The sequence below is a fragment of the Paenibacillus sp. FSL K6-2441 genome (assembly GCF_037964765.1).
Lineage (GTDB): Bacteria > Bacillota > Bacilli > Paenibacillales > Paenibacillaceae > Fontibacillus > Fontibacillus phoenicis.
In genome coordinates this window covers 1,214,600-1,228,143 of sequence record NZ_CP150174.1, presented here as the reverse complement: position 1 = coordinate 1,228,143, position 13,544 = coordinate 1,214,600, and the positions used below count along the sequence as shown (strand labels likewise).

General features: G+C 57.1%; 8 protein-coding genes. 2 read left to right on the top strand and 6 right to left on the bottom strand.

The features are described from left to right. Positions 1 to 10: 10 nt before the first annotated feature. Positions 11 to 1,441: a cardiolipin synthase gene (cls, locus tag NSQ80_RS05200; protein WP_260071587.1), complete on the bottom strand. Its 1,431-nt coding sequence runs from the start codon at positions 1,439 to 1,441 to the stop codon at positions 11 to 13. Positions 1,442 to 1,621: 180 nt separating this feature from the next. On the opposite strand from cls, the gene NSQ80_RS05195 reads away from it, so the two are divergent. Further along, positions 1,622 to 2,620: a M23 family metallopeptidase gene (locus tag NSQ80_RS05195; protein ID WP_009226267.1), complete on the top strand. Its 999-nt coding sequence runs from the start codon at positions 1,622 to 1,624 to the stop codon at positions 2,618 to 2,620. A 32-nt stretch (positions 2,621 to 2,652) separates the two neighbouring features. Next, complete coding sequence (locus NSQ80_RS05190; protein WP_009226266.1) at positions 2,653 to 3,069, top strand: polymer-forming cytoskeletal protein; 417 nt, start codon at positions 2,653 to 2,655, stop codon at positions 3,067 to 3,069. Between the two features lie 75 nt (positions 3,070 to 3,144). Here NSQ80_RS05190 and NSQ80_RS05185 read toward each other — a convergent pair whose 3' ends face one another. The 5 genes from NSQ80_RS05185 to gltB form a co-directional block, all read right to left on the bottom strand. Continuing rightward, complete coding sequence (locus tag NSQ80_RS05185) at positions 3,145 to 3,915, bottom strand: DUF2705 family protein (protein WP_009226265.1); 771 nt, start codon at positions 3,913 to 3,915, stop codon at positions 3,145 to 3,147. Continuing rightward, positions 3,908 to 4,816 carry an ABC transporter ATP-binding protein gene (locus NSQ80_RS05180; protein ID WP_157273505.1) on the bottom strand — a complete coding sequence of 303 codons (909 nt, stop codon included), beginning with the start codon at positions 4,814 to 4,816 and terminating at the stop codon, positions 3,908 to 3,910. The genes NSQ80_RS05185 and NSQ80_RS05180 overlap by 8 nt, the downstream gene beginning before the upstream one ends. Before the next feature lie 263 nt (positions 4,817 to 5,079). Further along, on the bottom strand, positions 5,080 to 6,951 hold the full coding sequence (locus tag NSQ80_RS05175) for an ABC transporter ATP-binding protein (RefSeq protein ID WP_339301655.1): 1,872 nt from the start codon (positions 6,949 to 6,951) through the stop codon (positions 5,080 to 5,082). Continuing rightward, positions 6,948 to 8,666 (bottom strand): ABC transporter ATP-binding protein, encoded by a 1,719-nt coding sequence (locus tag NSQ80_RS05170; protein WP_157273504.1) that lies wholly within the window; start codon positions 8,664 to 8,666, stop codon positions 6,948 to 6,950. The genes NSQ80_RS05175 and NSQ80_RS05170 overlap by 4 nt, the downstream gene beginning before the upstream one ends. A 233-nt stretch (positions 8,667 to 8,899) precedes the next feature. After that, positions 8,900 to 13,498 (bottom strand): glutamate synthase large subunit, encoded by a 4,599-nt coding sequence (gene gltB / locus NSQ80_RS05165; protein WP_260071597.1) that lies wholly within the window; start codon positions 13,496 to 13,498, stop codon positions 8,900 to 8,902. Positions 13,499 to 13,544: the final 46 nt, after the last annotated feature.

Sequence of the window (13,544 nt, the reverse complement as noted above, 5' to 3'; positions counted from 1 at the left end):
GCAACCTCCGCTACAGCAACGGCGACAACAGCCGCGCCAGCAGCTCAAGCAGCTTCTGCCCTTTCGGCCGCCGAGCGAATTCCTCAAACCGAATCGGGATCGAATCGGCCAGATCCTGCTTGAAGTCGCTCTCCAGCCGGGTGATCGTCCCCGGATCAAACAACAACGCCGTCATTTCAAAGTTATAAAAAAAGCTGCGCATATCCATGTTCGCCGTCCCCACCGAAGCGAGCAGGTCGTCGATGAGCATCACTTTGGCATGAATAAAGCCCTTCGTATATTGAAAGAACTTTACCCCGGCCCCCAGCAGCTCCTCCACGTAAGACAAGGAAGCCAGCTTCACCAAGCGGCTGTCCGGATGATAAGGCATGATGATGTTCACTTCGACTCCGCTTAATGCCGCCGTTTTCAGTGCGGAATATACGCTGGGGTCGGGAATGAAATAGGGCGAAGCGATCCAGATCCGGCGCTTCGCCACCGCAATCGAATTAAAGCACATTTCATGAATCGGGTTACGCGGCAAATTCGGGCCGCTGGTCAGGATCTGCACTTGCTCCTGCCCGGGCCCTTCATGGGGCGGAAACAGAGCAGGGTCCCCGAGATCCTGACCCGAAGCCAGCAGCCAATCCTCCAGGAAGGTGAGCTGCAAATAATAAACCGAATCTCCTTCCAGCTGCAGATGCGTATCGCGCCAGTACCCCATTTTTTCATAAAGGCCTAAATAGTCGTCACCCACATTAAGTCCGCCCACGAACCCGAACTTTCCGTCCACCACGAGGATTTTGCGATGATTGCGGTAATTGACCCGGCGGTTCCGCACGGCAACCCGCGCTGGCAGAAAGAAGTAGACCTCCACCCCTGCAGCCCTCAGCCGCTCAATAAACGCATGCTCCAGCTTAAAGCTCCCCAGCCCATCGCAGATCATCCGGACCTTGACCCCTTCCTGGGCTTTCCGGACCATCACTTCTGCAAAGGCCGAGCCGATCATGTCGCTGCGGAAAATATAAAATTCAAGATGGATATGATCTCGCGCTTGCTCCATCCGCTCCAGCATGGCCCCAAACGCCGTTTCCCCGGCGGAATACACTTCCGTTTGGTTTCCGCCTGTGATCGGGTTTGCCGCATGATGCGTCAGCAGCTGATATAGCCGTTCCTGATGAAGCATTTCCGGGTTGCTCATCTCCTCCAAGCGAACCGGGCTTGCCAACTGGTCGCGCAGCAGCATCCGTAAGCTATGGAACGGGACGGGGCCCCGGTGCAGCAGTTTTTTGCGCTTCCTATAGTCCCGGGCCATGAAATAGTAGAGGACCGGACCCAAGGGAGGGCACAAAAACAAGATAAACAACCAGGCAACCGCCTTGGCGGGATTGCGGAATTCAAGCAGCAGGATCAGTGCGACGTGTACGATAAAAAGCAGTAAAATGCCAATCAGCCAGAGCATGCCTTCCACCCTCCCCTGCCATCATCATTAACCATCCGGGCTGCGGTTTATTCATGACAGATTTCGAAAATAACGGATCCCGCCGCACTTATATTAGACAGGACCTGTTTTTTTGACATGATTTAAGAATCATAGGAATAGATAAGTTATAGAACCAACGAAGCGTAGGGAGGGGATGCCATGAGGAGCGTAAGCGTACCGAATCCCAACCGGATGACGCTGCTTGTCCTTCGGGATGCCAGCCGGCCCGTCAAACAGATGCAAGTCTCCAAGCCGCTTGTCGTTGCCGTGCCTTTGCTGGCGCTGCTGTCCATTTCCGGGCTGATCGTCAGCCTGCAGGTTCATTCGGAACAGACCGTTTCCCGCCTGGAACATCAGCTGGAGCAGCAAACCCTAGCCTTTGAAGCGGTGGTGACCAACAAAGACGAAGCGATTCAGCGCTTGCAGAACGAAGTGATCTCTTTATCGAGCCAGTCCAAGGAAATGATGGACCGGATGGAGCGGGTAGCCGAGCTCGAAGCAGAGCTTCAGAAATTTATCGATAAATACGGAGAGGGGGATGCGAAGAATCTCGGCAAGCTGTCTTCGTTGTCCTGGGATGAGACGCTGGACGCTCTTGGGGACAGCGGGGTTGGCGGCGAGTTCATTGCCGTACATGACAACGAGATCGAGAGACTTGCAGCGAATACGCGAGACGAATTTGCCGCGATGAACGAAATGCTGGACGAGATGGAGAAGCACGTGCCGCTCACCTTGAAAAAAGCGAAGCAGACCCAATACTCCCTCTCCGGCACACCCTCGGAATGGCCCACGTTGTCTACGCGGCTAACCTCTAATTTTGGTTACCGCACCGATCCGTTTACCGGCCGAGCAGCTTTCCATGCGGGCATCGACATTGCCGGTAAAGTCGGGGACCCCGTGTATGCCGCGGCTGCAGGCAAGGTCGTTACCGCCACCAGGGACGGATCCCACGGCAAATACATCGTGATTGAGCACCCGGGCGGTCTGCAAACCTGGTACATGCATCTGAGCGACATCGATGTTTCCGTCGGGGATGAAGTGAAGAAAGGGGACAGCATCGGCAATCTGGGCAGCACCGGACGCAGTACCGGACCCCATTTGCATTTTGAGATCGTCAAGGGCGGCAAAGCCGTTGATCCGATGCCTTATTTGAAGTAATCCGCATGTGGAAAGGAAGTTGATGAAGCGCTATGTTCAAAGACAAGAAAGCCCCCCGTCTGACCGATACCCTGATCGGCCAAGGCAGCCTGGTAGAAGGCAAGCTGGAGTGCAAGTCCAATCTGCGTGTGGAGGGTCAAATCCATGGGGAGATCGACTGCCAGGGACAGATCATCATCGGCGAAACCGGCGAGGCCATGTCCAACATTAAAGGCGCCGATGTGATCGTCGCCGGCAAAGTCATCGGAGATGTCACCACTACAGGGAAACTCACAATCACCGCAAGCGGTCAAGTCGACGGCAACGTGGATGTGGCCAAGCTGATCATCGTTGAAGGTGGACTGCTGAACGGATCGAGCAAAATGGAACGGGTGGCCCCCGCCCCCACCCCATCGGCTTCTAGCGGCAAAGGCAAGGTCAAGAAAGCCGCGCGCCCCGAAGCAGGGTAGACCAATCAAAGATGACAAGAAGCTCCCGCCCATTGAGTCAGGCAGGAGCTTCTTATTTTTTGCAAGGGAACAAGCTTATGCAGCAACGTCACGCTTCTTGAATACGAGCCAGGCCACCGCCAGGAACAGCAGGACGTAGACCGCCAGCACCGTGATGGAGAAGCCCAGCGTCATCCCGGCCGGTCCGACCTGCCCCCCGCGATATTGGCCTAGATCCATATTGGTAAACAGCAGATATTTGGCCCAAGCATAACGCGACGGGTGGAACAACAACGTAAAGATGTTGCCCGCAAACAAGATGAAGAGCGACAGTCCGATGGCAATGCCGCTAGAGCGAAAGACCGTCGACAGCATAAACGAAAATGCTGCAATTACCAGCAAATCGATATAGCTGTACAGCAGACTTTCCAGAATCCGGCTCAGCGGGCTTGCCCCTAGGTATTGCGATGGCTCATTCGGGAAAATCAGGAACGAAACGGCCAGGGCGATGGCGAAAAATACCGCGCTCATCGCCAGCGTAAATAGCAGCACGGCCAGCAGCTTGGACAGCAGCACCTTCGTCCGCGTCCAAGGACGGATCAGCAGCAGCTTGATCGTTCCCCAGGTGAACTCACCGGCTACGATGTCAGCGGCAATAACGGCGGCATAGATGCTGACGAGATAATACAGGAAACTGAGTTGGTCCAAAGCGTCCCAGGCGCTCAGCCGTTGGCTGCCGCCGTCCAACGAGAACAGCACCCCAAACAGGATCGTCAGCAGGACAAGCAGCCCAAACATAATCCAGGTGCGAACCCGCCGGTAAATCTTCATGTTTTCGTTTTGGACCAGCGCGAGAAAATTATTCAATGTCCTTCCCTCCCGTCAGCTCCAGGAATTGATCCTCCAGCGAACGCGTCACCGCCTGGATGGCGTACACGTCAATGCCCGCCAAGACCAGCTTCGCGTTGATCTCCGCCGCAGCCTTCCGGTCGGCGGACACGATCAGCCGGCCGCCTTCGAGGCGAGCGCCTGCGATCAGCCCTACCGCGCGCTGCGGATCGCTTACGTCGAAGGCCGTCTCCTGCGCCCGGCCTTCGACGGCTTCCGGGTGCAGGGACTTGACGTCCACCAGCCGTCCCTGCTGGATAACCGCGACCGTGTCGCACATCAGCTCCATTTCCGACAGCAAATGGCTGGAGACAAACACGGTCGTCCCTTCCTCCCGCGCCAGCGCCCGCAGATAATCGCGGAGCTCGCGGATGCCCTGCGGGTCGAGCCCGTTGGTGGGCTCGTCCAGCACCAGCAGCTTCGGCCGATGCAGGATGGCCTGCGCAACCCCAAGCCGCTGGCGCATGCCCAGCGAATACGTCTTGACTTTGTCATGGATGCGGTTCTGCATGCCAACCCGCTCGACCGCCTCCCAGATCCGCTGTTTCGTGACCCCCGGAGACATGCGGGCGTAATGTAGCAAATTCTGGTACCCGGTCAGGAACTTGTACATCTCCGGATTCTCCACGATGGCGCCGACATGCGATATCGCCTCTTCGAAACGATCCTTAATGCTGGCCCCTTCGATCAGGATATCACCTTCCGATATCGACATCAGTCCGACCATCATCCGGATCGTGGTCGTTTTCCCGGCTCCGTTGGGACCCAGGAAGCCGTATACTTGTCCTCTCGGGATATCCAGCGTTAATCGGTCGATCAGCGTCTTGCTGCCGATGCGCTTGGTGACGTCCCGCATGCGTACGACGGGTTCCTGCGTCATCTCCATAGGATACTCCCCACTCTCTTTTCGAACTGTATCCCGTTAAATCAGGATAATTTCCCCTATTCTACCATAAGGCTTCCGTCAGCTAAAGCTCCGGGCAGTGATGAGGGACTGACAGAGGGCTGACATAGGTCAATCTACCCGGGTGATTCACCCGGACGATTTACCCAGGCGATCTACCGGAGATTGACCCGGGCCATAATGCCATCAGCCGCCCCCTTCAGACCTCCTGTTGGCGCTTTGGGCTGGGATTTGCAGTCTTATGCCCCGTCGGCCTGCGGCTCCTCGCCGTACCAGAGCTGGCGGAAGCTGGCGCTGGTGGCGAGCAGCTGCTCCGCCGTGCCTTCGGCTTCAATCGTGCCGTCCTTCAGCACGATGATATGGTCCGCGTGCGAGAGCGCGGCCTTGCGGTGCGACACCACGAGGCAGGTTGCCTCGCCTCGGGATTGGAACAACCGCTCCCACAGCTTACGTTCGGTTTCAACGTCGAGCGCGCTCGACAGGTCGTCGAACACGTACAGCTGTGCCTCGCGCACGAGCATCCGGGCGGCCGCGGTCCGTTGGACCTGGCCGCCGGAGAGCTTGACGCCGCGCGGTCCGACCATCGTGTCGAGGCCATGCGCGAGCTGCGCCACGTCGTCCTCCAGCACGGCGACGTGCAGCGCCTGCGTCAGGCTGCCCTCGTCCTCGGGCAGCCCGAGCAGGATGTTGTTCCGCAGCTTGTCGCTGTACAGGCGCGGGATTTGCGCCGTATACGCGCTTTGCGGCGGAACAAAAAAGTCAGCCGGCGTACGGACGATGCGGCCGTTCCAGCGGATCTCCCCGGCTTCCGCCGGCAGCAGGCCAAGCAACGCCCGCAGCAGCGTGGTTTTGCCGGAGCCGATCATGCCGGTGACGACCGTAAACGATCCGCGCGGCAGGCGCAGACTAACGTTCTCGATGCCCCGGCCAGTCTCCGGATAGCGATAGGTTAGTCCGCTTACCTCCAGCAGCTGCAGCGGCTCTGCCGGCAGATCGGCTGCAAGTACATTCCGGTCGTCCTGCTCTAACGGAGATTCAGCCGGATACGTCCCCAATCCCGAGACGCTTAACGCAGTTGCTGCGCCCTTCATCCCGTGATCGGTGTCCGACTCCCGCCGCTTGCCGATTCCGATGTACGCCGGAACCGTCAGCAGCTTGGCCGGAGCGCCTTGAAGCATGTGCTTCAGGCGGGAGAAGCTGATCGCCATTTGCTTATAAAACGTCATAAAGTTCCCGACGTTCGAAATCAATTGGGTGACAAAGGTTAAGTAATAGATGAACAGCGACAAGTCACCGACGGAAAACGATCCGCTGCGCATCTTGTAACCGGCCAGCACCAGAATCATTCCGGTTCCGAGGTTGACGGAGTTCGTAAACACAGAGGACAGCGATTCGGTGATCAGCTTATCTTTGACCATCATCTTCCGGCGCTCGTCGCTCAGACGTTCGAACCGCCGGACGATCCGCTCTTCCGCTCCCGCGACTTGAATCGCCTGTACGTTCGCGAACATCTCGCTGATTGAGCTGGTTACATTCGCTGTGGCAGCGCGGCTGGCAGCCCGGTACTTCTGAATGCGCGCCGTGGCGATTTGCGCGGCTGTCACGACCAGAATGAGCGGTACAAAGACGAAGAACGTCAACTGCGCATCGATTGAAATCAGAATATAACTGGAGATCACAACAAAGCCCATCAGGCCAAACATATCCACCGACCAGCTCATCGCTTCCTCCGCTTGATCCACGTCATCGCGGAAATTGCTGATCGCCTCCCCCGGTGCGCAAGGGATCGCTTTGGCGCCGGGCTCCCGAAGCACATGGGCCAGCATATTTCGCCGCAGCAGCATGCTGATCCGGAATCGGTAGCTGCCATCTGTCCAGCAGCCTACAGCGATCATCGCGATGCGCGCCAGCGCCACGCCGATAAGCAACGCCGTTAGTCCCTCAACTCCGAATGGGAGGTTGGCGCTGCCTTCCAAATCATCGAAGAACGCCTTCGTAATCAGGCCCGGAAGCAGCGGGATCATATGAATGATCGTCCAGGAGAGCAGGTTCGCGATATAAAAAGCCGGACGATTCAGCAGCAATCTCCAGAAAAAATGCCGCGTGCTCATGCCAACACCTCCTCCAGGCCAACGGACAGCATCCGGCTAAACCGAGAACCGGGGTCAGCCGCCAGCTCTTTGCGTGGTCCATATTCCACGATTCGGCCATTCTCCAAAATAAGGATCTGATCGGCTCGCTGCACGGTTGATAAACGGTGCGCGATGATCATGCACGTCCGCGACTCCAGCAGCCGGGTGATCGCCGTCTCGATCCGGTTTTCGGTCAGCGGGTCGAGACGGGAGCTGGCTTCGTCCAGGATAACCAGCCCCGGGTTCGTCAGGAATACCCGAGCAAACGCCAGCAGCTGCGCTTCCCCAGCCGACAGACTTCCCCCTCCGGAGGAGAGCACTGTATCCAGTCCATCAGGCAAAGCAGCATACCACTCCTGCAATCCCAACTCATTTAACACCGCGATGATGTCCTCATCCCGTATGCTTTCATCAAACAGAGCCAGATTATCGCGAACGGTGCCTTCCATAATCTCGATGTTTTGCGTCACCATCGCCACCCCGCTCCGCAGCTCGTGCAGCTTGCACTCGCGGATGTCGATGCCCGACAGCTCGATCTTGCCCTGTTGGGGATCGTAGAAGCGCAGCAGCAGCCGCGCCAATGTAGATTTTCCGCTGCCAGTGCGGCCTAGCAAGCCGAGCGTTTCTCCCGGCTTCAGCATCAAATCCACCTCATGCAGTGTCGGCTCTCCGTCTTCCTCGTACGAGAACGTCAGGCGGTCGATTTTCACGGATAACGGCCCCTTCGGCAGCGGTGCGCCTGGACCGTCGGTAATCCGCGATTTCGTATTCAGCAGATCCCGGACGCGGATTAGACTGGCGTCGGCTTTTTGCAGATCATCCAGCTGGGTACGGATCTTCTCAATCGGCTGAGCCAGCAGCTCCGTGTAATAAAACACAAGGTAGATCGAACCGATCGTCAGCTCGCCCCGTCTCCACAACCAGGCGCAAACCAGAAAGGCGGCGGCATTGCCCAGAGCGAACACGAGAATCGTTGTCCCCCACATCATACCGAAGCCCACCGAGGCGCGAACGCGTACCGGCAGCATCCGCCGGGCCATGGCATAGAAGCGTTCCAGCACGTAACCGGCCGCCCCGTTCGCCCGGGTATCCTCGGTGCCTTCCAGCTGTTCGCCGATAAACCCGTAAAGCTCGGCATTTTGGGCACGCCACTTGGTCCACACCGGAACCGTAAACTCACGAATTTTCCGAATCATAAAGATGGCACCAACGACAAATAAGCTCATCGCTGCACCAATCCAGATGCTTTCACGGAACAGCAGCAACAGGATGCCCGTCATCAGCAGCAAATTGCCCAGCATATGGATCAGGAAGCTGGAGAAGAAGTTGGCCAGCGCGTTGACGTCGCCGTCCACCCGTTCAATTAAAGAACCGGAAGTGTTCGACTTGTGGAACGACATATCCAGCGACAGGCAATGTCTGACGAGGTCCGCACGCAGCTTGTTTGTTGTCGTCCAGCCCAGGTTCTCGCTGAAGTAGGACGCGCACACCGATACGAGCTGTTGGATCAGAGAGAAGCCGATGAAGAGTCCCGCCGCGATATATAAAGGCTTTAAACTTCCATCCCCCTGCGCGGTATCGATAAAATAACGAATGACTTGCGGATTAATCAGCTGCAAAGCGATCGAGATCAACAGCAACGCAGCCATACTGAACAGCAGCTTGCGTTGCGTGAACACGTATTTCTCCAGCATTTCGAGATAATGCCCTAGAGGTCTCGTCCTTCGTTTGCCGCCTTGCGATGCAACAGTTTGTTCAGCCAAAGGCCGCTCCCCCTTTCCCATTCACTCCCTAATATTCTCCAAATCATATTACACGAAAAACGTATGTTCGCACAATCGCTTTATTTTTACCTAACAAAACCGCCCCGCAGTCTTGTTCAGACAACCGGGGCGGTCAACTTCCTCATTGCTATCGCTAAAATCTATTAGTTGTTACCGGCACGGGCCAGCTCGCGCGCATTCGCTTCAAATGCAGCGAGCAGCGCGGCTTCACCCTTCAGCCCTTCATTTTCAACTTTACGGATTTGCTCCAACATCCGTTTGTAGTCCTTCGGAATGACGCGGACGAATTTCGGCAGGTACTCGTTCCAACGATCCAGCACGCGGCGTCCAACCGTACTATCCGTGTACAGGATGTGACGGCTGATTAACGTCCGCAGCTGATCGATTTCCGCCGGATCCTCCACCGACTCGAGCAGCACCATTTCCAGGTTGCAGCGGCCCGCAAAATCTCCGCTCTCATCAAGCACGTATGCGATCCCGCCGGACATCCCGGCTGCAAAGTTCCGGCCGGTTTCACCCAAGATGACAACCCGTCCGCCGGTCATATATTCGCAGCCATGGTCACCGACGCCTTCAACGACGACGTTGGCCCCGGAGTTCCGCACCGCAAACCGTTCCCCGGCAATCCCGCGGATGTAAGCCTCCCCGCTCGTTGCACCATAGAACGACGTATTGCCAATGATGATGTTCTCCTCTGGGACAAACGTTGCACGCGGCGACGGCTTCACAATCACCTTACCGCCGGACAGCCCTTTGCCGGTGTAGTCGTTGGCATCGCCTTCGACGGTGAGGGTCATGCCTTTCGGGATAAACGCCCCAAAGCTTTGGCCCGCAGAACCTTCAAAATGGAACGTGATCGTATCCTCAGGCAGCCCTTGCTGTCCATAACGGCGGGTAACTTCGTAGCCTACAATCGTCCCGGTCGCCCGGTTCACGTTGCAGATCGGCAGCCGGGCGCTGACGGCTTCGCCGCGCTCCAGCGCAGGCAGAGCCAGCGGCAGCAGCTTCGTCATATCCAACGTCTCTTCCAGCCCATGGTTTTGCTGTTTCGTGCAATAGCGGCTGCTTCCTTCCGGAAGCTCCGGCATATGCAGCAACGAGCTGAGATCGACGCCTTTCTTCTTCCAATGATCCACCGCCTTCACCGCATCCAGGCAGTCGGTGCGTCCGATCATTTCTTCCAGTGTGCGGAAGCCCAGCTCGGACATCCATTCGCGCAGATCCTCTGCCACGAAGGTCATAAAGTTGACAACGTGCTGCGGATCTCCGGTGAAGTTTTTGCGCAGCTCCGGATTTTGCGTGGCAACCCCTACTGGGCATGTATCCAGCTGGCATACCCGCATCATGATACAGCCAACCGCCACCAGAGGTGCAGTCGAGAAGCCAAACTCCTCAGCCCCAAGCAGTGCGGCGACAGCGAGGTCGCGGCCGTTCAGCATCTTGCCGTCGGTTTCCAGTACGACGCGGTCGCGCAGGTTATTTAGGATTAGGGTCTGATGCGTTTCAGCCAGCCCCAGCTCCCACGGCAAGCCCGCATGGCGGATCGAGCTTTGCGGCGAAGCACCAGTGCCCCCGTCATAACCGCTGATCAGAATGACGTCCGCGCGGCCTTTAGCAACGCCGGCAGCAATCGTTCCGACGCCGGCCTCTGCAACCAGCTTCACGTTGATACGCGCCTTCGGATTGGCGTTCTTCAGATCGTAAATCAACTCCGCCAAATCCTCGATCGAATAGATATCATGGTGCGGCGGCGGCGAAATCAAGCCAACCCCCGGCGTGGAGCCGCGTACTTCCGCTACCCAAGGATACACCTTACGGCCCGGCAGCTGACCGCCTTCACCCGGTTTCGCCCCTTGCGCCATCTTAATCTGGATTTCGTCGGCGTTCACCAAGTAGTGCGATGTAACACCAAACCGTCCCGACGCCACCTGCTTGATCGCGCTGCGGCGCAGATCGCCGTTAGCGTCCGGCACATAACGCGCCGGATCCTCGCCGCCTTCGCCGGTGTTGCTCTTGCCTCCGATGCGGTTCATCGCGATCGCAATCGTCTCATGCGCTTCTTTACTGATCGAGCCAAACGACATCGCCCCGGTCTTGAAGCGGCGCATGATCGAAGCAGCCGATTCCACTTCCTCCAGCGGCACCTTCGGCCCGACCGGCTTCAGCTCCAGCAAAGAGCGCAGCGTCAAATGTTTATTGTTCTCGCCTTGCACCAGCTCGGCGAATTTCTTATACAGTTTATAATCGCCCGTACGGACCGCCTGCTGCAGCAAATGCACCGTTTGCGGGTTGAACAGATGCTCTTCCCCGCCGCTGCGCCACTGGTATTCCCCGATGGAATCCAGCACCTTGTCATTGCCATCCTTATCGGTAAAGGCACGGAAATGATGGGCGAGCGTTTCGGCGGCCACTTCTTTCAAGCCAATGCCCCCGATCCGCGACGGCGTCCACGTAAAGTAACGGTCTACGAAGGAAGGCTCCAGGCCAACCGCTTCGAAAATTTGCGCCCCGCGGTACGATTGAATCGTCGAGATGCCCATTTTGGACAACGTTTTAACGACCCCTTTGGTCGCAGCTTTAATGAAGTTGTACACCGCTTTTTCATGCGAAATACCCTGCAGCATCCCTTGAGCAATCATATCCTTTAACGATTCGAACGCAAGATATGGATTCACTGCGCTGACGCCGTAACCAAGCAGCAACGCAAAATGGTGTACTTCACGCGGCTCGCCCGACTCCAGCAGCAGGCTGACCTTGGTCCGCGTCTCTTCACGGATCAGATGGTGATGCAAGCAGGATACTGCCAGCAACGCCGGGATAGCCGCGTTCTCCGCATCCATATCGCGGTCGGACAAGATCAGGATATTATGGCCCTTGGCGATGACCCGATCTGCTGCTTCGCATAACGTATCCAACGCCTTGCGCAGCCCCTCCGCTCCTTCGGCAGCCGGGAACAGGATTGGAATCGTGATCGCTTTAAACCCTGGCCGGTGCAGATGGCGGATTTTCGCAAAGTCCTCATTGGACAGAATCGGCGAATCCAACCGGATTTGACGGCAGCTCTCCGGCTCCGGCTGAAGCAGGTTGCGCTCCGGCCCAATCGTCGTTGCGGTCGAGGTAACGAGCTCCTCGCGGATCGCATCGATCGGCGGGTTGGTAACCTGCGCAAACATCTGCTTGAAGTAGTTGTACAATCGCTGCGGATGTTCGGACAAGACGGCGAGCGGCGCGTCGTAACCCATCGAAGCGATATTTTCCTGACCGGTTAAGGCCATCGGCTCAAGCACCTTCCGCAGGTCTTCATACGTATAGCCAAACGCCATTTGACGGCGCGCAATGTCTTCATGACTCTCCGGCGGTAGCTCTTTCGCTTCCGGCAGATCTTCCAGCTCAACGAGATGCTCGTTCAGCCATTCACGGTACGGATGCTCCTTCGCGATGGCGGATTTCACTTCCTCGTCGGAAATGATCCGGCCTACCTGCGTGTCGACCAGCAGCATCCGGCCCGGACGCAGCCGGTCCTTATAGAGCACATTCTCCGCCGGGATATCAAGCACGCCAACCTCCGAGGAGAGGACGATCAAGTCGTCCTTCGTTACGTAATAACGCGATGGACGCAAGCCGTTCCGGTCCAAAATCGCCCCAATCTGGATCCCGTCGGTAAAGCCCATCGCCGCAGGCCCGTCCCATGGCTCCATCATCGTGCTGTGGTATTCGTAGAACGCCTTTTTGTCCGGGTCCATGTCGTCCCGGCCAACCCAAGGCTCAGGCACCATCATCATCGCTACGTGAGGCAGGGAGCGTCCGCTCAAGTACAGGAATTCAAACGTATTGTCGAACATCGCCGTATCCGAGCCGTCCGGATTGATGATCGGTTTTACCTTTTCCAAATCGTCGCCAAACTTCTCGCTCTTGAACATCGACTGACGGGCATGCATCCAGTTCACGTTGCCGCGCAGCGTATTAATCTCGCCGTTGTGAATCATAAAGCGGTACGGATGCGCCCGCTCCCAGCTTGGGAACGTATTCGTACTGAAGCGCGAGTGCACCATCGCGATAGCCGATTCCAGTCTCTCGTCCCGCAAGTCGAGGTAGAATTGCCCGACCTGCTCCGTGGTCAGCATCCCTTTGTAGACTACTTTCCGGCACGATAAGCTGGGTACGTAAAAAGCATCCCCTTGCTCGGCGCCGCTATAGCGGATCGCGCGTTCAGCCCGGCGCCGGATCACGTACAGCTTGCGCTCAAAGTCCAGATCCTCCTTCAGATCTGCGGAACGCTCGATAAAAATCTGGCGGACGAACGGTTTAGCCGCTTTGGCCGATTGGCCCAGCATATCGTCGCGAGTTGGCACCGTACGGAAGCCAAGGACGCGTTGTCCTTCCTCCTCGGCGATACGCACGAGCTCTTCCTCCTGCTTAGCCCGAACCGCTTCGTCATGAGGCAGGAACAGCATCCCAACGCCATATTGTCCTGCCTCCGGCAGTGTAAATCCAAGCTTTGCTGCTTCAGCGGCAAAAAAACGGTGCGGGATTTGCAGTAAAATACCTGCGCCATCCCCCGAATTCGGTTCGCTGCCTTGGCCGCCCCGGTGTTCCATATTCGCCAGCATGGTCAGCGCTTGGCTGACGATATCATGGGAGGCTTTCCCTTTGATATGAGCCACGAAGCCCATGCCGCAAGCGTCTTTTTCGAAAGCGGGATCATAGAGTCCCTGCTTGGGAGGTATAACGGTATGTTTCATCATCTGACGCAACCTTTCTATTTAGAGGTAGTTCAAACATCATTAG

What these genes read in the sequence shown, in the direction of transcription:
- cls (WP_260071587.1), bottom strand. Translation starts at nt 1,441, where the DNA reads ATGCTCTGGCTGATTGGCATTTTACTGCTTTTTATCGTACACGTCGCA.
- NSQ80_RS05195 (WP_009226267.1), top strand. Translation starts at nt 1,622, where the DNA reads ATGAGGAGCGTAAGCGTACCGAATCCCAACCGGATGACGCTGCTTGTC.
- NSQ80_RS05190 (WP_009226266.1), top strand. Translation starts at nt 2,653, where the DNA reads ATGTTCAAAGACAAGAAAGCCCCCCGTCTGACCGATACCCTGATCGGC.
- NSQ80_RS05180 (WP_157273505.1), bottom strand. Translation starts at nt 4,816, where the DNA reads ATGACGCAGGAACCCGTCGTACGCATGCGGGACGTCACCAAGCGCATC.
- NSQ80_RS05175 (WP_339301655.1), bottom strand. Translation starts at nt 6,951, where the DNA reads ATGAGCACGCGGCATTTTTTCTGGAGATTGCTGCTGAATCGTCCGGCT.
- NSQ80_RS05170 (WP_157273504.1), bottom strand. Translation starts at nt 8,666, where the DNA reads ATGCTGGAGAAATACGTGTTCACGCAACGCAAGCTGCTGTTCAGTATG.
- gltB (WP_260071597.1), bottom strand. Translation starts at nt 13,498, where the DNA reads ATGAAACATACCGTTATACCTCCCAAGCAGGGACTCTATGATCCCGCT.